The following is a 25,200-nucleotide window of genomic DNA, read 5'->3' as shown; positions in this document are numbered from 1 at the left end:
GGAAAACACCTATGGAGACTCCCATCACTCAACGCCCCTCTTCGCGCAAGCCTGCGCACAGGCCGCTGCGCGCCCTGATCGCCAAAGGCTGGGCCAGCCTGGGCATGGCGCTTTGCCTGCTGCCGGCTGCCCAGGCGCAGACATGGCCGGATCGCCCCATCCGCCTGATCGTGAACTTCGCCCCTGGCGGCGCCGCCGATGTGATGGGGCGCGCTATCTCGCCCACCATGAGCCAGGTGCTGGGCCAGTCCGTGGTGGTGGACAACAAGCCCGGAGCCAACGGCAATATCGGTATCAGCGAAACCGTGCGCTCTGCCAAGGACGGCTATACGCTGCTGCTGAGCAGCGGCGGCGGCATCAGCATCAATCCGCTGATCTACAGCAAGCTGCCGTTCAACCCTGAAAAGGACTTGATCCCCGTGGCGGCCGTGGCGCGCGTGCATGTGTTTCTGGAAACCAACCCCAGCCTTCCCGTGAGCAATGTGCAGGACTTCATCAAGCACCTGCAGGCCAATCCTGGCAAGCTGTCCTACGGCTCTCCAGGCCCGGGCAGCTCGCCTCATCTGGCCGGTGAGATGTTCAAGCGCGCGGCCAAGGTCGATGCCAGCCATATTCCCTACAAGGGTGCCGGTCCGGCCTTGACCGATGTGCTCAGCGGTCAGTTGCAATACTGGTTCGATCCGGGCCCGGGCCTCAAGCAGGTCGAGGCCGGCAAGCTCAAGCTGCTGGCCATAGGCAGCCCGCACCGCTCGCCTCTGTACCCTAAGGTACCCACGCTGGCCGAAAGCGGCCTGCCGGGCTTCGACGCCGACACACTGTTCGGCGTCTACGCGCCAGCCGGCACGCCCGCCCCCGTGGTGGATGCCGTGCGCGCCAGCGTGATCAAGGCACTGGAGCAAAAGAGCGTGGTCGATGTGATCCAGGGCCTGGGTGCCACGCCCGAGCCGCGCATGAGCCGCCAGGACTTCGTGGACCACCATGCCAAGGAACGCGCCCGCTTTGCACCGCTGATCAAGGAAATCGGCTTGAAAGTGGACTAAGAAATTTCAGTTCAACGTGGGAGTCCGGTTGCCCGAAAACTCCCTTTTGACCGCCCGTCTGAAAGGACCGGCGGTCATTTTTTGGTTTGTGCAAACAAGAATGCTCAACAGGCGTGCCTGCCGACAAAACACCGAGTCAGATCCGAATTTGCGCAAGTCGTGCTTCAGTGGGAGGCCACCGCCACCACTACCGCAGACTCGGCCACCTCCAGCCAGACATTGTCATTGGCCACCAGCCCGCTCATGGCCGGCGCAAAGCCCACGATCTGAGCACCCCAGCCCAAACGACAGATGGCTTCGTCGGAAGCCAGGCTCTCTTCCGTCACCGTGGCTGCGCCATAGGTCGCGCGCTGCACCACGGCAGGCCAGATATTGATGGGCTGCGTGGACCCCGCAGGCCGCTCCTGCCCCAGCCAGACCTTGACGGCCGTGGCCTTGCACAACGCCAGCACCTGCACACCGGGTGCCAGACCCAGCAGCTCATAGCTTTCGGGCGTGATGCGCGCAGCAATCGTCCAGTCCGAGCCTGCATCGCTTGCGGCACGCAGCCAGACCCGAATCTGCCCGCCTATGGACTCGACCTTGAGCACGCTGCAAGGCCACTGATTGCGCATGCTGGTCATCAGGCCCAGATTGGGCTGCCCGCCACCTGGCGTGCCGGCCTGCATGCGCTGCAGCAACTCGCTGCGCAAGCGCATCATGGCCTCGGCAGCATGCAGCAATTCTTCGCCCGCCGGCGTGATCTGTGCGCCGCCGCCCCCGGCGCCGCCCACGCTGCGCTCGACCAGCGGCACGCCAGCCAGATTGGTCAGGGTATCGATGGCCTGCCAGGCCGCCTTGTAGCTCACGCCCACGTCACGTGCTGCCTGGGAGATGGAGCCGCTTTGCGCAATCCCGCGCAGGATGGCAATGCGACGGTCGGCCATGTCATAGCCCAGCGCCTGGGAAACCGAGTCGGACGATAGTGCGCCACCCGACACAGCCTCGTCGCCGGCCATATCCAATTGTTCTTGTTCGAAATTTTCTGTGTCTGACATAGACCGCCATCATGCCCTGACAGCCAATTTCCTCGCTCGACCTCAGTTGTTCATTCACGTTACACTCGCTATTCCATTAATGAATAGCGAAATTTCAATGACTCAGATCACTGCCCGCTCCACCGGTTTTTCCTTTCAACTGGCTCGCTCTGCAGCCGTGATCGGCACAGTCGTGCTGGGCCTGTGGTCTGCGCAGGCGCAGGCCGCTGAAGTGGCGGTCGCCGTGGCAGCCAACTTCACCGCTCCCATGAAGAAGATTGCGGCCGAGTTCGAGAAGGATACAGGCCACAAGGCCGAGCTGTCGTTTGGCGCCACCGGCAAGTTCTATGCCCAGATCAACAACGGCGCGCCCTTCGGCATTCTGCTGGCCGCCGACGACACCACACCCGAAAAATTGGCCAAGGAAGGCAAGGGCGTGACCGATTCGCGCTTTACATACGCCATCGGCACGCTGGTGCTGTGGAGCCCCAAGGCCGGCTATGTGGACGACAAGGGCGATGTGCTCAAGAGCGGCGACTACAAGCATATCGCGATCGCCAACCCCAAGCTGGCCCCTTACGGAACAGCTGCCATGGAAGTGCTGAACAAGCTCGGCCTGAGCGCACAGGTGCAGCCCAAGGTGGTGATGGGCGAGAACATCGCCCAGACCTACCAGTTCGCTGCCACCGGCAATGCGCAGCTGGGTTTTGTGGCGCTGTCCCAGGTCATGGAGAACGGCAAGATCCGCGAGGGTTCGGCCTGGCAGGTGCCCGGCAACATGCACGAACCCATCCGCCAGGACGCCATTGTGCTCAATAGCGCCAAGGACAACGAAGCTGCCGCGGCTTTGATGAAGTACCTGCGCAGCCCCAAGGCGCACGACATCATCCGCTCCTATGGTTATAGCTTCTGACGCTTGACCGGCAATTCCTGGAGCTCAAACCAATCCGCTCTACCCTTGGCGCTGCTCGGCTAAGCTGGGCACTCCAAGGGTCTTTTTTTACGACTTGCGCAAATTCGGATCGGACATGGTGCTTTGCCGATAGAAATGTCCGTTGTGCATGCTTGTTTGCGCAAGTCCTGTTTTTGATTCCATGCAACTGAATGCCGAAGACTACGCAGCCATCTGGCTCACGCTCAAGCTCGCGGGCGTGACTACCGTGCTGCTCATGCTGCTGTGCACGCCGCTGGCCTGGTGGCTGGCCCATACCCGTTCGCGCTGGCGCGGCCCGATCGGTGCCGTGGTGGCACTGCCGCTGGTGCTGCCACCCACCGTCATCGGCTTTTATCTGCTGGTCACCATGGGCCCCAATGGCCCCATAGGCAAGCTCACGCAGGCCATGGGCCTGGGAAATCTGCCGTTCACCTTTGCCGGTCTGGTGGTGGGCTCGCTGATCTACTCGATGCCGTTTACCGTGCAGCCGCTGCAACGCGCCTTCGAGGCGCTGGGCTCGCGCCCCATGGAGGCTGCGGCCAGCCTGGGCGCCAGTCCGCTGGACCGCTTTCTGACCGTGGCCCTGCCGCTGGCGCGCCCCGGCTTCATCACCGCCGCCGTGCTGACCTTTGCCCACACCGTGGGCGAATTCGGCGTGGTGCTGATGCTGGGCGGCAACATCCCCAGCGTCACGCGCGTGGTCTCGGTACAGATTTACGATCATGTGGAAGCCATGGAGTACGGCCACGCCCATATGCTGGCGGCCGGCATGGTGGTGTTCTCCTTCATCGTTCTGCTGGCTTTGAACTGGCTGCAACCCAAAGCGGAGCGCCGCGCATGACAGCCAACAATTTCATCACCGCACAGCTCAAGCTGAGCCGGCCGGACTTTGAACTCGATGTGGATCTGCAACTGCCCGGCCAGGGGGTCACGGCCCTGTTCGGGCCTTCGGGCTGCGGCAAGACCAGCTGTCTGCGCAGCCTCGCCGGGCTGGAGCGGGCGCAAGGTCGCGTCACCGTCAACCAGACCGTATGGCAGGACGACGCCAGCCGGCAATGGCTGCCAACGCACCAGCGCGCACTCGGTTATGTGTTCCAGGAGGCCAGCCTGTTTCCGCATCTGTCGGTGCAGCGCAATATCGATTACGGTCTCAAGCGCACGCCGCAGGAGCGCCGCAAGGTCTCCAAGGAGCGGGCCGTGGAGCTGCTGGGGATTGCCCATCTGATGGATCGCATGCCCGCCACGCTTTCGGGCGGCGAACGCCAGCGTGTGGCGATTGCAAGAGCGCTGGCCACCAGCCCCGAAGTGCTGCTCATGGACGAGCCTCTGGCCGCGCTCGACGCCCAGCGCAAGGCCGAGGTTCTGCCCTATCTGGAGCAGTTGCAGCGGCATCTGCGAATTCCAGTGATCTATGTCAGCCACTCCATGGACGAGGTTGCGCGCCTGGCCCAGCATATGGTGTTGCTCGGCGCGGGCAAGGTGCTGGCGCAGGGCTCGGTCACCGAGCTGCTCTCCAGCCTCGATCTGCCGCTGGCCCATGGCGACGTGGCCTCCAGCGTGGTCCACGCCGCGGTGCAGGCCCATGACGCGGCCGACCATCTGAGCACGCTGATCTTCGACGGAGGCCGGCTCCAACTCGTCATGGCCCGTCCGCGCGAATTGGGCAGCCCGGTGCCGCTGCGCGTGCAGGCGCGCGATGTCAGCCTGAGTCTGCTCAGACCCGAGGGCAGCAGCATTCTCAACATCCTGCCGGTGCAGGTGCTGGGCCTGCGCGAGGATGGGCCGGGGCAGGTCATGGTTTCGCTGCAGGCGGGCGGCACCCGGCTGCTGGCCAGAATCACCCAGCACTCGGCCAAGGCCTTGCAGTTGCAGGCCGGCATGCCGGTGTATGCACAGATCAAGGGAATGGCGCTGCTGGACTGAGCGCAGCGCATCCGCCCCTTGCCGGCAAGGGATGCGCCTGCTGACTATCATCAGCCCATGACCGAGTCCGCCTGCCCCATCCCTGCCCAGCCGATAGCACCGCTGCACACCCATGCCGTGAGCTTCTTCCACGCCGGGCAGCAGGAGCGGCAGGAGCGCGTGCTGGCGGCCGAGGTGCCGATCGCACTGGTCTTCAACGGCATCTCGCATGCGGTGATGATGGGCTCGCCCACCGATGTGGAGGACTTTGCGCTGGGCTTTGCGCTGACCGAGGGCATCATCGACAGTGCCGCTGACTGCTACGGCATCGAAGCCCGCCCCGTGTCTGCCGCTGCGGCCGGCCTGCCCGAAGGCATGGACGGCATGGAAGTGCAGCTCGACATCGCCTCGCGCTGCTTTGCCCGGCTCAAGGACAAACGCCGCAGCATGACGGGCCGCACGGGTTGCGGCGTCTGCGGAGTCGAGAGCTTTGCGGCGCTGGATCTGTCGTTTGATGCCCTGCCGCCCCAGGACTGGCTGGAGCAGGTCGACGCAGCCACCGTGCTCAAGGCGATTGACGCCCTGCCGCCACACCAGATTCTCAATGCCGAGGCCGGCGCCATCCATGCCGCAGGCTGGGCCACGCTGGCCGGCGACATCACGGATGTGCTCGAAGACGTGGGCCGCCACAATGCGCTGGACAAGCTGGTCGGCCGGCTGGCCCGCACAGGCCGCCTCGACGAACCCGGCTTTGTGCTGCTGTCCAGCCGCGGCAGCCATGAACTGGTGCGCAAATGCGCCAAGGTCGGCATCGCGGCGCTGGCCACGATTTCCGCGCCCACCGTCATGGGCGTGCGCATGGCCGAGCTGACGGGCCTGCGCTTCTGGGGGCTGTGCCGCCCGCCCAAGGCCGTGCTCTATGCTGCGGGCGGCAAAGCCTGAGCAAGCCCTGCTGCCAAGCGCCAGCCTCTAGAATCACGGCATTGCGGCCATGACTCCAGCTCTGACCGCCCCACGATCAGCCCCTGGATATACACCATGAACCGCTGCACCACCACCCGCTTCAGCCGCCGCCTTTGGGGCTGCGCCTTGCTGGCTGCTGCCGCCAGCGCCAGCCTGCCGGCCCTGGCCCAGGGCCTGCCCTCGGACGACACGCGCAACTTTCCGCCCACGGCGCAGTTCGGCGAACTGACGGTCACCAACTTCCCCGAAGTGGCCATCAACGGCACGACCATTCGCACCACGCCAGGCTTTCGCCTGTTCAGCCGCGAACGCAGCCTGGTCTTTGCCAGCAACTATGCAGGCCAGAAGCTGCTGGTGGGCTATGTGATCGAGCCGCAGACCCAGGGTCTGCACACGGCCTGGATTCTGACCCCGGCCGAAATCGAGAAATACAAGCCGATCCAGCCGCGCACCCTGCTGCAGCGCGTGTTCGGCAGCTGAGTCCGGCCCGCGCCGGCCGCTATTGATTGACGAGCTGCTTGCGCTTTTTCAGCAAGCTTTTCGAACTGTTTCCATATCCAAATCGAGTGATGGCAAGCGCCAGCCGCTATCACTTTGTGCTTGCAGACTCTGCAAGCCCACCTGACAAGAGCGCCCCATGAGCAAGAAAGTCTTTATCAAAACCTTTGGCTGCCAGATGAACGAGTACGACTCGGACAAGATGGCCGATGTGCTGGGCGCGGCCCAGGGTTACGAGCCCACACAGAACGTCGACGAGGCCGACCTGATCCTGTTCAACACCTGCTCGGTGCGCGAGAAGGCCCAGGAAAAAGTATTCAGCGATCTGGGCCGCATCCGCCATCTCAAGGAAAAAGGCGTGCTGATCGGCGTGGGCGGCTGCGTGGCCAGCCAGGAAGGTGCAGAGATCATCAAGCGCGCTCCGTTTGTCGATGTGGTCTTCGGCCCCCAGACCCTGCACCGCCTGCCCGAGCTGCTCAATCAGCGTGCGGCCAAGGCCAAGCCCCAGGTCGATATCTCCTTCCCCGAAATCGAGAAGTTCGACCACCTGCCGCCGGCGCGCGTGGAAGGCGCTTCGGCCTTTGTCTCCATCATGGAAGGCTGCTCCAAATATTGCAGCTACTGCGTCGTGCCCTATACGCGCGGCGAAGAAGTCAGCCGCCCCTTCGAGGACGTGCTGGTGGAAGTCGCGGGCCTGGCCGAGCAGGGCGTGAAGGAAATCACGCTGCTGGGCCAGAACGTCAACGCCTACCTGGGCAAGATGGGCGACAGCAGCGAGATGGCCGACTTCGCGCTGCTGCTGGAATATGTGGCCGAGATTCCCGGCATCGAACGCATCCGCTACACCACCAGCCATCCCAACGAGTTCACGCCGCGCCTGATCGAGGCCTACGCCAAGATTCCGCAACTGGTCAGCCATCTGCATCTGCCCGTGCAACATGGCAGCGACAAGATCCTCATGGCCATGAAGCGCGGCTACACGGCCATGGAATACAAGAGCACCATCCGCAAGCTGCGTGCCATCCGCCCCGATCTGGCCATGAGCAGCGACTTCATCGTGGGCTTCCCCGGCGAGACCGAGGAGGACTTCCAGAAGATGATGAAGCTCATCCACGATGTGCGCTTCGACAACTCGTTCAGCTTCATCTTCAGCCCCCGCCCCGGCACGCCTGCTGCCAATCTGCACGACGACACGCCGCACGAAGTCAAGCTGCGCCGCCTGCAGGAGCTGCAAGCCGTGATCAACACCAACATCAAGGAGATCAGCGAAGAGCGTGTCGGCACGGTGCAACGCCTGCTGGTCGAAGGCGTGAGCAAGCGCGACGGCAGCGAGCTGATGGGCCGCACCTATTGCAACCGCGTGGTCAACTTCCCCGGCAACGAGCGTTTGATCGGACAGATGGTGGATGTGAAGATTACCGAAGCCAAGGCTTACACCTTGCGCGGCGAAGTCCTGGTCAAGGATTGACAACCCGACAGTCCCCGGCCTCATCCACACAAAGCCTGCCGGCAATGCCAAGGCAGGCTTTTTTCATGACTGGTTATAAATTCTGTAACAAATGGTGATGCCTTGCCGGATGGCACACACCTCTTCAATCCGCCGCTAGGATGGTGGCCTATTGGGGCCAAGCTGCCTCGGATTGAACTCTGGACACCATGAACCAAACTGCCGCACTGCAGGGCGATGCCATCTACGCCCTGCTGGATCAAGCCCATGAGCTACTGAACGACTACAACGACGACAAGCCCGGCAACATCAGCCGTCAGGACCGCATCGCCGCTGCGGTGGAATTGATGGGGCAGCAGAACTTTGCCCCTGCCACCGTGCAGGAGCTCGAGCGCGTTCACGACTTCTGGCTCTACCTCGATCAGCCCGAAGCGGCCAACAAGCTGCTGCAGCAGCATCGCGGCACTGCCCTGGCCGCTGCCGACGAACTGAGCCCCGCAGAAGCCGCGCTGCGCCTGAGCCTCAGCGACATCCAGAGCCGCATGGGCTTTGACCAGCCCTCCGCGCAAGCCTTGCTGGGTTCGACGGCACAGGCCATTGCCGGGCTGCCCGAGGATGTGGACAGCGACAACTACTGGCATGGCTGGCACTGGATGGCCTCTCAGCTCCAGGCATGGGAAGCTGCGGCCACGGGCCTTGAGCTGCAACGCGCCCAGGAGCGTCGCAACCCCGACCTGGCCGAAGATGCGGCCTATCTTGATGCCATCCTCTGCGTTCGCAAGGCGGAAATGGCCCACAAAGGCGGCCACACCAGCGAGTCAGCCAGCCTCGTGCAGAACGCCATCAATATATTGCGCGATGCCGCGCCCGATCAGCAGGTGGACTTTGACCGCTGGATGACGCTGGCCGACCATGTGCTGCCGCTGGCCCCGCAAAGCCTGCCAGCCCTGCTCATGGCCTGTGAGCAACAGCTCGCCCGTCTGGAGAACCCGCCACCATCGCAAGCCGTCAAGGCGCATCGCCAGGTCAAGATCGTGCGGCTGCAGGCCCAGGCCTGCGCTCAGGCCGGTCAGCTGGAGGCAGCTCTGCAGCTGGCCCCTCAGGGACACTTCGGACTGACGGATGACTCGGGCGATCCCTTCACCGCCTCCTGGCTGGGCTGGCTGGAGCAGACCGGGCGCCTGAAGCAAGCCGCCGATCTGGCGCTTCAGAGCGTGCTCCACGCTCGTCCCGTCTCGGCCGTGGCCGCCTTCGAGCTCGCCAAGAAGCAGTTCAGCAACGACCCGGAAAACGCCATCACCTGGGCCCTGGTTCTGGCCATTGGCCAGACCGACGAGGACATGCGCCAGCTGCTCGCGCAAGAAGAGAGGCCGCTGCATCCGGCTGATTTCTATCTGAACATGGTGCGCGCAGCCCAGCCGGCGCATCCTGTGCTGGCTCTGCTCGACGGCCTGCGTCTGGCACGCAAGCGCCAGATGGAGCAGGCTCTGCCGCTGCTGGAAATTGGCGTGGGCCAGCACCCCGAGATGGCCGACAGCGACAAGCTGCCCGCGCTCTGGGCTGCCCGCTTTGCCGCGCTGCCGCTGGAAGAAGCGCTGGCTCGGCCTTTTCCCCAGGGCCATGGCGCGCACTGGTGCTACGCCGCCGGCGTGGTCCTTGACGATGCAGACGATCTGGCACCGCTGATGGGTGGCAAGAAGAAAGTGCCTGCGCAGGAGGTGCGCGAGCCTCTGGTCGTGCGCTACTACGAGGAGGGTCTCGCCCGCTTCGAGCATTTCTGGGCGACTGGCCAGGGCCGCTTCAAGGATGGCGACCTGCATGTGTACTCCATGCTCTGCAACAACCTGGCCATCAAGTACCGCTTCATGGACCGCTACGACGAGGCCGCCGAGCTGCACCACAAGGGACTGGGCAGCAGCCCGTTTGCCGAGCATCACAACGGCCTGCTGTGGTGTGCCGTGGGCAAGGATGACGACGCGCAGACCGTGGTCGAGGCCGAGCGCCTGTGGCATTTCGCCCAGGAGCATGGCTACAGCCGCCACGAACCCACGCGTTACTTCTCCACCGTCGCCCTGTCGCTCTACAAGCTCAACCGCGATGACGAGATCAGCATCTGGATGGAGCGTCTGGACCAATGGTTCCACGACCTGGATGAAGACGAGCAGCGCGACGTGCGCCGCAACTACCTGGCGTCCCTGATGTCCATGCTGGACTTTTTCTCCAGCACACGCCCCGAGCTGGTGCTACCGCGTCTGCGCGCGCATCAGCAAGAAGTCATCGCGCTGCAGGACTGCTATCCGCTGCGCCGCCTGGCCTGTGCGCTGGAAGCCTACCCCGAGCTGCTGGAGGAATCCGTGGCACTGCACAAGCAGGCCAACAGCTATCTGGACAAGGACGACGACGAGGACGAGCGGCGCATGTCGCAGTCCGGCATAGAGCGTGCCGAGCGCAAGCTGGCCGAGCGCGACGCCCAGGCCGGCGCTGCGGCATCGGGTCGCAAACCATGGTGGAAATTCTGGTGAATCAGGTCGTCGAAAAAGCCGCTGCCGCCAGTGCCTACAAGGCGCGCGATGTCGTCAACGCGCCGGCCATCAAGCAGCGCATCAAGGAGCGCAGCGCAGAGCGCGGCGACGCAGCCGATGTCGCTGTCTGGCTGGGCAACCACTTCTACCGCCATGTGGTGGGCAATCTGCAGGCCGACGAGCCTGCCGTGCTGCGCATTGCCGACGTCCGGCAGTTGCAGGAGCTGGCCGGCCGCCAGCAGCCGCCTGCCTGGGCGCTGGAGCGGCTGGAGCGCAGGCAGGCCGGCTTCGAGCTGCCCGAGCTCTGGTGGGTGCAGCCCGACAGCGCCGCCCTGCTGGCGCTGGAGACACGGCTGGTGGAATTTCTCTCCACCCGCAAGGGCACCTCTCTCGAAGGCAAGCTGCAGCGCGTGAACTGCCCACAGGCGCTGGCGCGCTGGACGCTGGAGCATCTGGCTTTCGAGAAAAAACAGAACAGCGGCCGGGTTGAACACAGCCAGAGCGCCGTGCACGGGCTGCTGCGTGGCCAGCACGGTACCTTTGTGGAGTTTGACGGCACAAGTGCGCAGATGCGCCAGGAAATGGCCTATGAAAGCCAGATGATGGGCCACTGCGTGGGCCAGTTTGCCAACCGCAAGTCCTTCAGCGGCGGCTATGGAGAACATTACGCCGAGGGTCTCGAGTCGGGGCGCATGCGGCTGTTCAGCTACCGCACGGGCACTGCACAGCCCCGCATCACCGTCAATGCCTATGTGCAAAAGGACGGCAAGCTTCAGATCGAGCAGATCAAGGGCAAGCAGAACCGACCGCCGATTGCGCGCTATATGCCCGATGTGGTGACTCTGCTCAACCATCTGCCGCTCAACGACGAGGTACCCGAGGACGCTCTGTCCATGGGCATTGTGCGCCGCCCGCCCGAGCTGCTGAAGTCCCATCCGGGGCTGGCGCCCTGGTGCTCGGTGCAGGAGCTGCAGACCGACGACGAACAACTGTGGCTGATGCAGCAGCACCCCGCCCTGCTGCCCCGGCTCAATCTGCAGTCACCACTGATGCAGTGGATGGTGGCGGCACGCAAGGACTCGCTGGACAGCGAAGTCATTGAACGCATGCCTAAATCCGCGGCACTGAAACAGAGCTTGCTGATGGCCAGAAAGCGTCCCGGTCGCCCAGGAGTTCGCACATGAGCGGATGGACGATCTTTCTGCTCATCGTGGCCCTGATCTACTGGGTGCTGCGCGGCGGCTTCAAGCGCCTCAAGGAGGCCAAGCAACGCGGCGACATCATCAGCTACCAGGCGGGCAGCCAGGAGCGCAACTGGGCCCTGGCCCTGGCCCACCCCATGGCCTACCACGCCATGCAAGGCGGCTTTGCCAGCGATCTGCATGGCGCTGACGATGCGCTGGCCAGACAGCTGCGCCCCATGATCCTGCACCATCTTGGCCTGCGCACCGACCTCAGCGACGAACAGGTGCGCCAGCAGCTGCCCGACGCACTGCGCCAGCGCTGGTTCATGCTGGATCTGCAGCGCCTGCAGCGCAGCGACGACGTGCGCGCCGCAATGGCGTTTGCCTGCGCGCGCGTGACCTTTTTTGTGCGCAGCGCCAGGCTGCTGGAATGGACGGACGAAGCCCTGCATTGGGATATCCTTCAGCTCAACGCCCAGCGCGCCCAGCAATGCTTCGACAGCTGGCTTGCTTTCGGCCAGGCCTATGCCCAGGGCCGCGCTCAATGGCTGGCACAAGGCCGCAGCGATGTGCTGGGCAAGGCTTTCACGACCGAGGAAGTGGCGCAATGGGTGACGCAGGAGCAGCACCCCTGGCATGCGATGAGCTGGAATCTGCCGCTGACCGGCGATGAGGCAAAGCCCGCCTCCGAGCCTGCGGCATAAGTGCGGGACCCCCGCAAAAACCGAGGGACTGCCAGGCAGTCCCTTTTTACATCCGCGGCGCAGGCGTTCAGGCAAAGATGCTTCGGGCTTCCGTGAATCGCTTGGCGAAGTACACATTGTCCATGCGTACCCGCTGCACCGTTCCGCCGCTGGACGGCGCGTGCACAAACTGTCCGTTGCCCACAAAAATTCCCATATGGGAATAGCGCCCGCCCAGAGTGTTGAAGAACACAAAGTCGCCGCGCATCAGATCGCGTCCGTCCACCGGGTTGCTGGCCTGCGCCCATTGCGATGTGGTGCGGGGCAGGCGCATTTCCGTGATGCCCCCCACGGCCCACTGAATCAGGCCGCTGCAGTCAAAACCGCCTTCAGGCGAGTTGCCGCCATAGGTGTATGGCGTGTTGACCACCAGCATGGTGCGCGCCAGCAGCGACTCGCGCAGCTCTGCATCCAGACTCAGGGCATTGGCCGGGCGCACGGAAGATCCACCTTGCGCAGCAGGCCGGGGCTTGTCTTTGGTGGTTGAACACCCTGCCAGCACCGCAAGCAGCGAACCCGCCAGCATCAGCGCGCTGCGGCGCTCCAGACATTGAGGCAGAGGTTGCCGCTGACCCGCCTCCACGAAAGTCCTGTCTTGTAGCTTCATGGAAAGGCATGTTCTCAGAAAGCCACCCATACAGCCACCTTCTACCCACAATTACTGCGCTTCTTTACAAAAAAGTGAGCTGCTCCCGCTTGCCATTCCTTTGATTCAGATGCATTTCTCATCCAAACCCATGAACAACAAGCGCAAGCAGCTCACTTTATATAGATCGCTGATCTCAAACCAAGCACACCCCAACTCAGGGACAGCGAGCAAGAGCCGCCGCGCAGCGAGGCTGTCGTCCCCCTTGGGGGCGCCCGGCCAGGGGAAGCCGCGCAGCGGCTCAGGGGGATCAAATATCAGAACGGCAGCTTGGGCATGCCGCCGCCGCCCATCATGCCCTTCATGGCCTTCATGCCGCCCATCTTCTTCATCATCTTCATCAGACCGCCGCCCTTGAACTTCTTCATCATGGTCTGCATCTGCTCGAACTCCTTGAGCAGGCGGTTGACTTCCTGCACCTGCACGCCGGCGCCGTCGGCAATACGCTTTTTGCGCGTGGCCTTGATCAGGGCGGGGTTCTTGCGCTCCTTGAAGGTCATGGAGCAGATGATGCCTTCCTTGCGCTTGATCTCGCGCTCGGCCTTATCCATGTCGACCTGACCGGCCTTGCCGGCCAGCTCGGCGGGCAGCTTGTCCATCAGGGTCGAGAGACCGCCCATCTGCTTCATCTGCTGCAGCTGGGCCAGAAAGTCGTTGAGGTCGAAGCCGTCGCCGCTCTTGAGCTTCTCGGCCATCTTCTGCGCGGCTTCCATGTCCACGCCCTTGGTGACCTGCTCGACCAGGGCCACGATGTCGCCCATGCCCAGCACGCGCTGTGCGTGGCGGTCGGCATCGAAGACTTCCAGGCCGTCGATCTTTTCCGAGACACCGGCGAACTTGATGGGCGCGCCCGTGATCTGGCGCACCGACAGCGCAGCACCGCCGCGCGAATCGCCATCGAGCTTGGTCAGCACGATACCGGTCAGCGGCAGCGCTTCCTTGAAGGCCTTGGCCGTGTTGACCGCATCCTGGCCCTGCATGGCATCGACCACGAACAGGGTTTCGACGGGCTTGAGCGTGGCGTGCAAATCCTTGATTTCGGCCATCAGCAGCTCGTCGATGGCCAGACGGCCGGCCGTATCCACCAGCAGCACATCGAAGAAATGCTTTTTGGCGTAGTCGATCGCGGCCACGGCGATATCGTGAGGCTTCTGGTCGGGCGTGGAGGGAAACCACTCGGCGCCAGCCTGGGCCGTCACGGTCTTGAGCTGCTCGATGGCTGCGGGGCGATACACGTCTCCCGAAACCGTGAGCACCTTTTTCTTGCGCTTTTCGATCAGATGCTTGGCCAGCTTGGCCGTGGTGGTGGTCTTGCCGGCGCCTTGCAGACCCGCCATCAGAATGACGGCGGGAGGCTGGGCATTGAGGTTGATGTCGGCCACGCCTTCGCCCATGGTCGCCGCCAACTCCTTGTTGACGATGGACACCAGCACCTGGCCGGGCTGCAGCGAGCTGATGACTTCCTGGCCCAGCGCCTTTTCCTTGACGCGGGCAATGAAGTCGCGCACCACGGGCAGGGCCACGTCGGCCTCCAGCAAGGCCATGCGCACTTCGCGCAGCATGTCCTGCACATTGGACTCGGTGATGCGGGCCTGGCCGCGCATCTCTTTGACAAGGCGCGAGAGTTTATCGGTGAGTGCGGAGGCCATAAGCAAAAAGCATTCGAAAGTTATGGATGGACGGAAGTCGTGCGCGAGTGCGCAGCACGACTCTCCGGGCAGCTTGCGGACCCAGCTCAGGCGAGGCGAAGCTGCATGAACAGGCATTTTACCCGCTGCCCTTGATTGACGATGCCCCGCAGACTTGTCCGTGATCTGCCTCAGGCGTGCAAGGTCGCTGCGCTCTGCCCCACAGCTCCCTCGAAAAAGAGAGCAGGCCGGTCCTGAATGGACCTGAATCGAGCTCTCCTGCAAGTCCTGGCTCGTGGCGCAGGACTGGCCGGCTGGGCGGGAAGACTGGAGACATCGCCCGGCAGGAGAAAATCCTTGAAGAACGGGCTCGAAAGTCGACGATCTGCCCTGCAAACGCTCAAACCCGCGCTCATGACCGGGTTCAGACAGCGCTTTATGCGCAAAATTGACGGACGGCAGCGGCCTGCAAAAGATGAGTGCGGGCCAGCGGCACTATCATAGAAAGCATGCTCTCCCAACCGCTCACCGCAGCTGGCCCCATTGGCTGGATCCTGGCCATGGCCGCAGCCATTGCCTACGCCATTCCTGCACTTGCCACCCAGCACCTGCAAGAAGCCGGTGCCCGTCGCTGCCTGCGCCTGGCCTGGGCACTGCATGCCCTGCTGCTGGGCTGGGGTCTGCTTGGCGAGCTGCCGCACTTCGGCTTTGCTCCTGCACTCTCGATCACTGCCTGGCTAGTGCTGACCGTCTATGTGGTGGAGCAGCAGCTCTATCCGCAGTTGCGCTCGCGCTGGCCGCTGTCCATGCTGGGCAGCGTGGCCGTGCTTCTGGCCGTGGTATTCCCCGGCACACCGCTGCATGTCAACGCCTCGCCCTGGCTGCCGCTGCATCTGGCTCTGGGTATTGCTTCCTACGGCCTGTTTGCCGCAGCCGTCGTTCATGGCGCGCTGATGAGCCATGCCGAGCGGCAGATGCGCCAGGGCGGCGACCATGACAGCGGACTGCCGCTGCTGACGCTGGAGCGGCTGACCTTCCGCTTTGTCGGAGCAGGCTTTGTGCTGCTGACCGCCACACTGGCCGCAGGCTGGCTGTTTGGCGAGCAGCTCTACGGCAAGGCATGGGTGTGGAATCACAAATCCATTTTCTCCCTGCTGTCCTGGCTGGCATTTGCCGTGCTGCTGTTCGGCCGCAAGCGATTCGGCTGGCGCGGCCAGAGCGCCGTACGTGTTCTTTATATCGGCGCCATCTTTTTGCTGCTGGCCTATGCCGGCTCGCGGTTTGTGATTGAAGTCCTGCTGGAGCGCGCAGCATGAAGTATTTGCTGGTCCTGCTGGTCGTGGTGGTGGCTGTCGGAATCTGGCGCAGCAAACGCCGCGCTGAAGTGGCCGAGCAGACCAGGCCTGCCAGCACCCCCAAGCAGGCACAGACCATGGTAGCTTGCGCTCACTGCGGCCTTCACCTGCCGCAAGCAGATGCCGTGAGCGACGCCTCGGGCAAGATCTTCTGCAGCGCAGAACACCGCCGCCTGGCCCAGCAAGACACTGCCCGCCACTGACCGCATGGTGAACTCCGCCTCGCCCTGGCAGCACACCGCCATCCCGCTCGATGAAGCCATCAGCCGGCGCGCGGACGCCAGTCTCAATGCCCCGTTCGTACGCCTGTGGCAGGCCTTCCTCAGCGGCCGCGTGCTTCTGGCGCTGGCCCTGGTGCTGCTGCAGACGCTGAATCTGCAGCTGCAGAACATCAGCTCTCCCCTGGCCTGGCTGATCTGCTTCACCTATCTGACGCTGACCGTCGTGCTGCGCCTGGCTGCCGGACGTCATTTGCCGGCGCCTCGCGCAGCCCTGCAGTGGCTGCCCGTGATCGGCGTCGACATTGCGGCGATCTTTCTGCTGCAGATCTTTCAGGTCGGCTCGCTCAACTACACCGCGCTGCTGGCCATTCCCGTCCTGATCTCCTCGGCGCTGGGCGGACTGATGCTGGCCTTTGGCACCACGGCCAGCATCACACTGCTGACGCTGGCCTACACCTTCTGGCAATACCATGGCGGGCTCAACGACGGCGCCCAGTCTTACTACCAGACGGCGTTTTCCTGCGCCGGCTATTTCTGCGTGGCCTATCTCACGCACGAGCTGGCCAAGCGTGTCCGGCGCGAGCGTTCCCAGGCCCTGTTCAACCGCTTGCGCACCCAGACCCAGGAGCAGGTCAACAGTCTGGTGATCAACCACTTCTCCGACGGCGTGCTGGTGGTCGACTCGAGCTTGCTGGTTCTGCAGGCCAACCCAGCTGCCTTGCAGCTGCTGGGCCTGCCCATAGATCACCCCCAGCCTTTTTCCCTGCAGGCCCACAGCTGGTGGGAGCCGCTGGCGCATTCAACACAAGCCAGCTTTGCCCATGCCCGCCCGCTGTCCGCCACGATTCACCTGCAGGCTCATGAACGACACGGCGCCACGGGCATGCATGTGCGCACACGCATCACCGAAGTTTCGGCGCCCTATCTGGACGAGGGTCCGCAGGCGCAAGCCAGCCATTCGCTTTGCGTCATGTTTCTTCACGACCTGCGCGAAATGGAAGCGCAGCTGCGCACCGAAAAGCTGGCTTCCATGGGCCGTATGTCGGCTGCCGTGGCCCACGAAATACGCAACCCGCTGGCCGCCATCACCCAGGCCAATGCGCTGCTGGCTGAAGACCTGGCGAGCCAGCCCGGCCCTCAACAGCTATGCCGGATCGTGGGGCAGAACGCCGACCGACTGGCCCGCATCGCCGAAGAAATCCTCAACCTGGCGCGCGTGCAGCAGGGCGCAGAAACCCATCAGGGCCAGTCGCTGCCGCTGGACACCCTGCTGGCCCAGATCAGCCATGAATGGCGCACACAGGCCGCTCCGCCGCGCCAGCTTCTGCTGCGGCTCAATGCAACGGCCCGCCATATCCTGTTCGATGAAGAGCATCTGCGCCGCGTGCTGATCAACTTGCTGGACAATGCCCAGCGCCACCGCAGCCATGCCGGCAATGAGGCGGGCCTGCAGTTGATCAGCGGCCACGGGCCCTTGAACGGTCAGATCCAGGGTCTCGCACCGCAGGACGACACCTGCTGGTTCATGGTCTGGAGTGATGGAGCGCCGCTGGAGTCCAGCGTCGAGCGCCATCTGTTCGAGCCGTTCTTCTCCTCTCAAAGCCGCTCCAGCGGCCTCGGACTCTATATATGCCGCGAGCTGTGCCAGCGCTACGATGCCTCCATCAGCTATCAACGCCTGGCTCGCAGCACACCGCAAGGCGAGGTGAACGGCAATGCCTTTATCGTGACTCTGCGCAGCGGCCCTTCATCCCTCGCGAGCCACTCCCTGTTTGACTCGATCATGGTGTAAGCCCAGTGACATCATCGCCTCACTCATCCGCAGCGGCCAGCATTCTCGTGGTCGATGATGAACCGGATCTGCGCACGCTCTACGAGCTGACCTTGTTGCGGGAAGGCTACCGCGTGGAAACCGCGGGCTCGGTCCAGGAAGGCATGACTCAGTTGCAAGGCCGCAATTTCGATGTCTTGATTACCGATATGCGCCTGCCCGACGGGATCGGCATGGAGCTGCTGCTGCAGCTGCGCGATCAGTCGCGCAGCGAGCGCTGCATCGTCATGACGGCCTACGGCTCTGCCGAAAACGCCGTCGAGGCCCTGCGCGCGGGCGCGTTCGACTATCTGACCAAGCCCGTGGACCTGCGCCAGTTCCGTCAGGTCGTGGCTTCGGCCGTGCAAGGCATTGGCGCAGTGCCCAAGCCCGGCAACCCGCAGGCCAGCGACAGCTCGGCCGCCAGTGGCACTGGTGCGGGAACGCCAGCTGGCGCCCTGGAGGCTCTGGTTGGCAAATCTCAGGCCATGCAACTGGTCAAGCAGCGCATTGCCAAGGTCGCCAAAGGCATGGCTCCCGTGCTGATCCACGGTGAATCCGGCACGGGCAAGGAACTGGTGGCACGCGCCCTGCACGGCTGCAGCCAGCGGGCCGGCGGGCCCATGGTCGCAGTCAACTGCGGCGCCATTCCGGAAAGCCTGCTCGAAGCCGAGTTCTTCGGTGCCCGCAAGGGCTCCTACACCGGTGCCACGCAGGACAGGCCCGGCTACTTCCAGGCCGCGCAGGGCGGCACCTTGTTTCTCGATGAAATCGGCGACCTGCCCCTGGCCATGCAGGCCAAGCTGCTGCGCGCCATTCAGGAGCGCAAGATTCGTCCGCTGGGCAGCACCCAGGAAGAAGCCGTCGATGTGCGCATCGTCAGCGCCACCCACCGCGACCTGGTAGCGGAAGTGCAGGCAGGCAATTTCCGCCAGGACCTGTTCTACCGCCTCAATGTCATCGAAATCGAGCTACCCGCGCTGCGCGAGCGCCGTGAAGACCTGGGCCAGCTATGCCAGGCTTTGCTGCAAAAGCTGGCCCGCGAGTCCGGACTGGCTACGCCGGAGCTGGACGACATCAGCCTGAGCCAGATAGCCCGGCTCCCGCTGCCTGGCAATGTGCGCGAGCTGGAGAACGTGCTGCACCGCGCCATTGCACTGGGCGAGGAAGGCCCGCTGCGTCTGCCCGAATCCGGCGTGCCGACCGAGTGCGCTGGTGTGGCGGCAGCGGCTCCCTCGGGCGCTTGGGCATCGAGCGCACCGCCGCCGCAAGCTCAGCACGCAGGCAGTCCGGCCACGCTGCCGGAGGATCTGCAAGGCTGGCTTGATGAGCAGGAGCGCAGCATCCTGGTCAGAGCCCTGCAGGACAACGGCTTCAACCGCACAGCCACGGCGGCCAGACTGGGCATCAGCCTGCGCCAGATTCGCTACCGCATCGACCGTCTGGGCATAGACCTGCCGGCCGAAGGCAGCAAACACCAGAGCGATAATGTCTGATTCCACGCCTCTTTCCTCCTCCCTGGCCCAGCCCTGGCAGGCCGGCTGGTATGGTGCGGCGCGTCAGCTGAGATCTCCCAATTTCGGCCCTCGCCCCGCGGATGCGCAGATCGATCTCGTCGTCATCCACTCCATCAGCCTGCCTCCGGGCCAGTACGGTACAGGCGCGGTGCAGCAACTGTTCACCAATCAGCTGGACTGGGACGCCCACCCCTATTACCAAGGCATTCGCGGCCTCGAAGTCTCGTCGCATTTCTTTATCACGCGCCAGGGCGAGATCTGGCAGTTCGTCAGTTGCGACGACCGCGCATGGCATGCCGGCGTGAGCCAGTGGCGCGGGCGCGAGCGCTGCAACGACGACTCCATCGGCATCGAACTCGAAGGCCTGGAAGGACTGAGCTTTGAAGCTCCGCAGTACCAGGCCCTGCAGCAGCTTTGCATGGCCATCGCGGCGCACTATCCGGTGCGCTACATTGCCGGGCACGAGCACATCGCACCCGGACGCAAGCAGGACCCCGGACCCGGTTTCGACTGGCAGCGGCTGCAGCAGCAGCTGGCCAGCGCAGACAGCACCCGAAGCTGGGAATTCCCTCCCAGTGCTGCAGCCTCAGGCGCGGCCTGAAATCTTCATAGCACCTACCGCCTTTCAGTACTCGATTTCATACATATTCGCAGCTGAAATCCTGTACCAGCAAGCGCCATGCGCTCCTCATTTTGAGAATCCCAAGCATCCATCGTTGCGGGGCTCGAAACGGCATGTCAATGGCGCGCGTGCAACAACTGTCGCCTGCATCAAACACGCAAATTTTTTACATATTTCCGGCCCGATCTGCCGCCGCGCGCAACCGCGCCGCAGGCCTTTATTCATGCGGGATGAAGTCATTTTTGCGGCTGTCAAGCGGCGCTCGAAATGCCAGATTCAGTAGTTTCATCAGGTCGCTCGGATTTAAGCGCGATACACTACCGGTAGTGTTTTGAAGAGCCTCAGACCCCATATCTAGTGTTTACAAGTTGTGCACACCCTGTGCAAACCATGTGTAAACCGAGGCGCCGAATCGTGTTTTTGATGGCCTGCCCACAGTGCAGGCCTTTGTCTGCCTATCCACATACTGACTCAGAGGAACTTATGCAAGAAGCGTTGAACTCACTGCCTTCTGCCGCACCTGCCGGTGCAGCCAATTCTTCCTCCCCCAATGACAGCTATCAGATCATCCGCCGCAGCGGCGATGTGGTGGCTTTCGCGCCCCAGAAGATTGCCGTGGCCCTGACCAAGGCTTTCCTGGCTGTGCGCGGCGCACAGGGCGCGGCATCTGCCAGCGTGCGCGACACCGTCAACGAACTGACCGAAGGCGTGGTGCGCGCACTGGTGCGCTCGCGCCCCGATGGCGGCACCTTCCATATCGAAGATGTGCAGGACCAGGTCGAGCTGGGCCTGATGCGCGCCGGTCACCAGGACGTGGCCCGTGCCTATGTGCTGTACCGCGAGCGCCGCAACCAGGAACGTGCCGAGCAGAAGAAGGCCGCCGAAGTGGCCGCCGCTGCCGCCGCCAAGCCCGTGCTGCATGTGACCGACAACGGCCAGCGCGTGCCCCTGGACCAGGAGCGCCTGGAGGCTCTGATCGTCGCTTCCTGCCGCAATCTGAATGCCGACATCCAGTCCGCGCCCATCGTGGCCGAGACCCTGCGCAATCTGTACGACGGCGTGCCTCTGGCCGAGGTCTACAAGGCGTCCATCCTGGCCGCCCGTACGCTGATCGAAAAAGACCCCGACTACACCTACGTCACCGCCCGCCTGCTGCTGCACACCATCGTGCGCGAAGTCATGGGCCGCGACGTGCAGCCCGCAGAAATGCAGGCTGCCTATGCAGACTACTTCCCTGGCTTTGTGCAAAAGGGCGTGGACAACGAGCTGCTCAACCCCGAGCTGCTGAACTACGACCTGCCCCGTCTGGCCAAGGCTCTGAAGGCCGAGCGCGACGAGCAGTTCGACTACCTGGGTCTGCAGACCCTGTACGACCGCTACTTCCTGCACGTGCGCAAGACCCGCATCGAGCTGCCCCAGTCCTTCTTCATGCGCGTGGCCATGGGCCTGGCGCTGAATGAGCCCGACCGCAACGCCCGTGCCATCGAGTTCTACGAGCTGCTGTCGTCCTTCGACTTCATGTCGTCCACCCCGACGCTGTTCAACAGCGGCACGCTGCGCTCGCAGCTGTCGTCCTGCTACCTGACCACCGTGCCCGACGACCTGGACGGCATCTACGAATCCATCAAGGAAAACGCCCTGCTGTCCAAGTTTGCCGGCGGCCTGGGCAATGACTGGACCCGTGTGCGTGCCCTGGGCTCGCGCATCAAGGGCACCAACGGCGAATCGCAAGGCGTGGTTCCCTTCCTCAAGGTGGTCAACGACACGGCCGTGGCCGTGAACCAGGGCGGCAAGCGCAAGGGCGCGGTCTGCACCTATCTGGAATCCTGGCACCTGGACATCGAAGAGTTCCTGGAGCTGCGCAAGAACACCGGCGACGACCGCCGCCGCACCCACGACATGAACACGGCGAACTGGATTCCCGACCTGTTCATGAAGCGCGTGATGGAAAAAGGCCAGTGGACCCTGTTCTCGCCCGCCGACGCTCCCGATCTGCACGATCTGTACGGCGAAGCCTTCGAGAAGGCCTACACCGCCTATGAAGCCAAGACCGACAGCGGCGAGCTCAAGCTGTTCAAGCGCGTGCCTGCCGTGGATCTGTGGCGCAAGATGCTCTCGATGCTGTTCGAGACCGGCCATCCCTGGATCACCTTCAAGGACCCCTGCAACATCCGCTCGCCCCAGCAGCACGTGGGTGTGGTGCACTCGTCCAATCTGTGCACCGAGATCACGCTCAACACCAGCGACACCGAAACTGCGGTCTGCAACCTGGGTTCCGTGAACCTGGTCCAGCACATCAAGGACGGCAAGATCGACCACGACAAGCTGCGCAAGACCGTGAACACGGCCATGCGCATGCTGGACAACGTGATCGACATCAACTACTACGCCGTGCAAAAGGCCAAGGACTCCAATCTGCGCCACCGCCCCGTGGGCATGGGCCTGATGGGTTTCCAGGACGCGCTGTATGAAATGCGCACCGCCTACGCCAGCCAGGGCGCCGTCGAGTTCGCCGACGAGGCCATGGAAGCCATCTGCTACTACGCTTACTGGGCGTCGACCGAGCTGTCCAAGGAACGCGGCACCTACTCCACCTTCAAGGGCTCGCTGTGGGATCAGGGCATCCTGCCCCCCGACACCCTGAAGCTGCTGGAAAAGGCCCGCGGCGGCTATGTGGAAGTGGATCGCTCCGCCAAGCTGGACTGGGATGCACTGCGCGCCAAGATCGCCCAGGACGGCATGCGCAACTCCAACTGCGTGGCCATTGCGCCCACAGCCACCATCTCCAACATCGTGGGTGTGGATGCCTCGATCGAGCCTTCGTTCGGCAACCTGTCCGTGAAGTCCAATCTGTCTGGCGAATTCACCGTCATCAACCAGTACCTGGTGCGCGACCTCAAGCGCCTGGGCCTGTGGGACGACGTGATGGTCATGGACCTCAAGCATTTCGACGGCTCGCTGCGCGCCATCGACCGCGTGCCGCAAGAGATCAAGAACCTCTACGCCACCGCGTTCGAAGTCTCGCCCGAATGGCTAGTGGAAGCCGCCTCGCGCCGCCAGAAGTGGATCGACCAGGCCCAGAGCCTGAACATCTACATGGCCGGTGCATCGGGCAAGAAGCTGCACGACACCTACATGCTGGCCTGGCTGCGCGGTCTGAAGACCACCTACTACCTGCGCACCACCAGCGCGACCAATATCGAGAAGTCCACCGTGCAAAGCCGTGTGCTAAACGCCGTGTCCTCCGGTGCTCCTGCTGCTTCGGCGGCCCCTGCGGCCAAGCCTGCGGTGAGCGCACTGGAAGCCGCTGCCGCCGCTGCCCGTGCCCAGGCACCCGCCACGGACATCAAGTTCTGCGCGATCGACGACCCAGGCTGCGAGGCCTGCCAGTAATTGACTGGCTCCCCCTGAGGCGCTTGGCCTAGGCGGCCCCGCGCCTTCCCCCTCTCTGGCGCTGAGCGCCGGAGGGGGACGACACCCTCGGTGCGCGGCGGCGCTTCCTCGGTGTCTCTCGCTTTAGAGTGCGCCAGTATTTGAGTGGCGCCACTCCATCAATAAATGACTGAAAAGCTGGATGTCGATTGCATTGCACCCAGCCTTTTCCCCCTCAAGGAATAAATATGCTGAGCTTTGACGACGACACCTTTGCCTCTTCCGCCACCAGCGCAGAAGCCGGCGCGTCCACCAGCACCCACAAGCGTGTGAATGCCGCCGACAAGCGCATCATCAACGCCAAGACCGACGTGAACCAGCTGGTCCCCTTCAAATACAAGTGGGCCTGGGAAAAGTATCTGGCCACCTGCGCCAACCACTGGATGCCGCAGGAAGTGAACATGACGCGCGACATCGCTCTGTGGAAGGACCCCAACGGCCTGACCGAAGACGAGCGCCGCATCGTCAAGCGCAATCTGGGCTTCTTTGTGACGGCCGACTCGCTGGCTGCCAACAACATCGTGCTGGGCACCTACCGCCACATCACTGCGCCCGAGTGCCGCCAGTTCCTGCTGCGCCAGGCTTTCGAGGAAGCCATCCACACCCATGCCTACCAGTACATCGTGGAATCGCTGGGCCTGGATGAATCGGAAATCTTCAACGCCTACAACGAAGTCCAATCCATCCGCGACAAGGACGAGTTCCTGATCCCCTTCATCGAAGCGATCATGGACCCCAACTTCCACACCGGCACGCCCGAGACCGACCAGACTCTGCTGAAGTCGCTGATCGTTTTTGCCTGCCTGATGGAAGGTCTGTTCTTCTACGTGGGCTTCACGCAGATCCTGGCCCTGGGCCGCCAGAACAAGATGACGGGCGCCGCCGAGCAGTACCAGTACATCCTGCGCGACGAGTCCATGCACTGCAACTTCGGCATCGATCTGATCAACCAGCTCAAGCTCGAGAATCCCCATCTGTGGACGGCCGAGTTCAAGCAGGAAATCACGGAGCTGTTCCAGAAGGCCGTGGAGCTCGAATATCGCTACGCCGAAGACACCATGCCACGCGGCGTGCTGGGCATGAATGCATCCATGTTCAAGGGCTATCTGCGCTACATCGCCAACCGTCGCGCCACGCAGATCGGTCTGGAGGAACTGTTCCCCGGTGAAGAAAATCCCTTCCCCTGGATGAGCGAAATGATCGATTTGAAGAAAGAACGTAACTTCTTTGAGACACGAGTGATCGAGTATCAGACCGGAGGCGCACTTTCTTGGGATTAATTGCTTCTAAGCAGGCACAATGCGAGTCATGACTTGCTTCACTTCATTGCTACAAAAAACTGAGATTTTTGGCGTGAAGCAAATTTGTGTTCCTAGCGATGCGTAACTCCACATCGCTTTGAATCGTCCGGCACCGCAAGGAACCGGACGTCTTATGCAAATCAACGAAGGAGAAAATGATGGCAACTGCGAAGAAGACGGCCGCCAAGGCCACAACCGAGAAAAAGACACCTGCCAAGAAGGCGGCCGCGCCCAAGGCTGAAGCTGTGAAGAAGGCAGCTGCAACCAAGACCGCAGCCCCCAAGGCCGCTGCTCCTGCAAAGGCTGCACCCAAGAAGGCTGCTACCGCTGCCAAGGCTGCTGCTCCTGCAAAGGCTGCCCCCAAGAAGGCTGCTACCGCTGCCAAGGCCGCTGCTCCTGCAAAGGCTGCACCCAAGAAG

General features: G+C 63.2%; 21 protein-coding genes. 18 read left to right on the top strand and 3 right to left on the bottom strand.

The genetic code is table 11. The annotated features are described in order from the left end of the window. The first annotated feature begins 11 nt into the window (after positions 1-11). Positions 12-1,040 carry a Bug family tripartite tricarboxylate transporter substrate binding protein gene (locus tag V8Z78_RS16140; RefSeq protein ID WP_349731713.1) on the top strand — a complete coding sequence of 343 codons (1,029 nt, stop codon included), beginning with the start codon at positions 12-14 and terminating at the stop codon, positions 1,038-1,040. 164 nt (positions 1,041-1,204) lie between these two features. Here V8Z78_RS16140 and V8Z78_RS16135 read toward each other — a convergent pair whose 3' ends face one another. Then, complete coding sequence (locus tag V8Z78_RS16135; RefSeq protein ID WP_223305699.1) at positions 1,205-2,077, bottom strand: molybdenum-dependent transcriptional regulator; 873 nt, start codon at positions 2,075-2,077, stop codon at positions 1,205-1,207. Positions 2,078-2,174: 97 nt separating this feature from the next. Between V8Z78_RS16135 and modA the strand changes: the two genes are divergently transcribed. The 9 genes from modA (at position 2,175) to V8Z78_RS16090 (ending at position 12,210) form a co-directional block, all read left to right on the top strand. Further along, positions 2,175-2,969 carry a molybdate ABC transporter substrate-binding protein gene (gene modA, locus V8Z78_RS16130; protein WP_003075262.1) on the top strand — a complete coding sequence of 265 codons (795 nt, stop codon included), beginning with the start codon at positions 2,175-2,177 and terminating at the stop codon, positions 2,967-2,969. A 181-nt stretch (positions 2,970-3,150) separates the two neighbouring features. Beyond that, a complete protein-coding gene (modB, locus tag V8Z78_RS16125) occupies positions 3,151-3,831 on the top strand; it encodes a molybdate ABC transporter permease subunit (RefSeq protein ID WP_349731712.1) in 681 nt (226 codons plus the stop codon). Then, positions 3,828-4,913, top strand: a complete 1,086-nt coding sequence (modC, locus tag V8Z78_RS16120; protein ID WP_349731711.1) for a molybdenum ABC transporter ATP-binding protein — start codon at positions 3,828-3,830, stop codon at positions 4,911-4,913. Before modB ends, modC begins: the two co-directional genes overlap by 4 nt. A 57-nt stretch (positions 4,914-4,970) precedes the next feature. Next, complete coding sequence (gene fdhD / locus V8Z78_RS16115; RefSeq protein WP_349731710.1) at positions 4,971-5,834, top strand: formate dehydrogenase accessory sulfurtransferase FdhD; 864 nt, start codon at positions 4,971-4,973, stop codon at positions 5,832-5,834. A 96-nt stretch (positions 5,835-5,930) separates the two neighbouring features. Continuing rightward, entirely contained in the window at positions 5,931-6,335 is a 405-nt protein-coding gene (locus V8Z78_RS16110) for a hypothetical protein (RefSeq protein WP_279088375.1), read from the top strand. A gap of 157 nt (positions 6,336-6,492) precedes the next feature. Beyond that, positions 6,493-7,821 (top strand): tRNA (N6-isopentenyl adenosine(37)-C2)-methylthiotransferase MiaB, encoded by a 1,329-nt coding sequence (gene miaB / locus V8Z78_RS16105; RefSeq protein ID WP_003071003.1) that lies wholly within the window; start codon positions 6,493-6,495, stop codon positions 7,819-7,821. A gap of 188 nt (positions 7,822-8,009) precedes the next feature. Continuing rightward, the gene (locus V8Z78_RS16100; protein ID WP_349731709.1) at positions 8,010-10,322 is read left to right on the top strand and encodes a hypothetical protein; all 2,313 of its coding nucleotides are present in this window, start codon (positions 8,010-8,012) and stop codon (positions 10,320-10,322) included. Further along, positions 10,304-11,506: a hypothetical protein gene (locus tag V8Z78_RS16095; RefSeq protein ID WP_039049812.1), complete on the top strand. Its 1,203-nt coding sequence runs from the start codon at positions 10,304-10,306 to the stop codon at positions 11,504-11,506. The genes V8Z78_RS16100 and V8Z78_RS16095 overlap by 19 nt, the downstream gene beginning before the upstream one ends. Continuing rightward, entirely contained in the window at positions 11,503-12,210 is a 708-nt protein-coding gene (locus V8Z78_RS16090; RefSeq protein WP_003070995.1) for a DUF1266 domain-containing protein, read from the top strand. Before V8Z78_RS16095 ends, V8Z78_RS16090 begins: the two co-directional genes overlap by 4 nt. 67 nt (positions 12,211-12,277) lie before the next feature. On the opposite strand, the gene V8Z78_RS16085 is transcribed toward V8Z78_RS16090, so the two are convergent. After that, positions 12,278-12,856, bottom strand: coding sequence for a C40 family peptidase (locus tag V8Z78_RS16085; protein WP_349731708.1), 579 nt, complete (start codon positions 12,854-12,856; stop codon positions 12,278-12,280). A gap of 296 nt (positions 12,857-13,152) precedes the next feature. Next, a complete protein-coding gene (gene ffh, locus V8Z78_RS16080) occupies positions 13,153-14,544 on the bottom strand; it encodes a signal recognition particle protein (protein WP_003070990.1) in 1,392 nt (463 codons plus the stop codon). A gap of 488 nt (positions 14,545-15,032) precedes the next feature. On the opposite strand from ffh, the gene V8Z78_RS16075 reads away from it, so the two are divergent. The 8 genes from V8Z78_RS16075 to V8Z78_RS16040 form a co-directional block, all read left to right on the top strand. Continuing rightward, the gene (locus V8Z78_RS16075) at positions 15,033-15,839 is read left to right on the top strand and encodes a cytochrome C assembly family protein (RefSeq protein WP_034357803.1); all 807 of its coding nucleotides are present in this window, start codon (positions 15,033-15,035) and stop codon (positions 15,837-15,839) included. Continuing rightward, complete coding sequence (locus V8Z78_RS16070) at positions 15,836-16,081, top strand: PP0621 family protein (protein WP_057093520.1); 246 nt, start codon at positions 15,836-15,838, stop codon at positions 16,079-16,081. The genes V8Z78_RS16075 and V8Z78_RS16070 overlap by 4 nt, the downstream gene beginning before the upstream one ends. A 4-nt stretch (positions 16,082-16,085) precedes the next feature. Then, positions 16,086-17,891: a sensor histidine kinase gene (locus V8Z78_RS16065; RefSeq protein WP_003070978.1), complete on the top strand. Its 1,806-nt coding sequence runs from the start codon at positions 16,086-16,088 to the stop codon at positions 17,889-17,891. Positions 17,892-17,938: 47 nt separating this feature from the next. Further along, positions 17,939-19,405 carry a sigma-54-dependent transcriptional regulator gene (locus tag V8Z78_RS16060; RefSeq protein WP_280040508.1) on the top strand — a complete coding sequence of 489 codons (1,467 nt, stop codon included), beginning with the start codon at positions 17,939-17,941 and terminating at the stop codon, positions 19,403-19,405. Further along, on the top strand, positions 19,398-20,027 hold the full coding sequence (ampD, locus tag V8Z78_RS16055) for a 1,6-anhydro-N-acetylmuramyl-L-alanine amidase AmpD (RefSeq protein ID WP_003070972.1): 630 nt from the start codon (positions 19,398-19,400) through the stop codon (positions 20,025-20,027). Before V8Z78_RS16060 ends, ampD begins: the two co-directional genes overlap by 8 nt. Before the next feature lie 504 nt (positions 20,028-20,531). Then, positions 20,532-23,441 (top strand): ribonucleoside-diphosphate reductase subunit alpha, encoded by a 2,910-nt coding sequence (locus tag V8Z78_RS16050; RefSeq protein WP_034381329.1) that lies wholly within the window; start codon positions 20,532-20,534, stop codon positions 23,439-23,441. 227 nt (positions 23,442-23,668) lie between these two features. After that, positions 23,669-24,760 (top strand): ribonucleotide-diphosphate reductase subunit beta, encoded by a 1,092-nt coding sequence (locus V8Z78_RS16045; RefSeq protein ID WP_003070968.1) that lies wholly within the window; start codon positions 23,669-23,671, stop codon positions 24,758-24,760. A 179-nt stretch (positions 24,761-24,939) separates the two neighbouring features. After that, on the top strand, positions 24,940-25,200 hold a 261-nt coding region (locus V8Z78_RS16040; protein WP_349731707.1), incomplete at its 3' end, for a hypothetical protein.

It is taken from the genome of Comamonas sp. wu1-DMT (assembly GCF_040187805.1).
Taxonomy (GTDB): Bacteria; Pseudomonadota; Gammaproteobacteria; order Burkholderiales; family Burkholderiaceae_C; genus Comamonas; species Comamonas thiooxydans.
The sequence above is the reverse complement of the archived record's forward strand: the minus strand, read 5'-3'. Positions and strand labels throughout refer to the sequence as shown.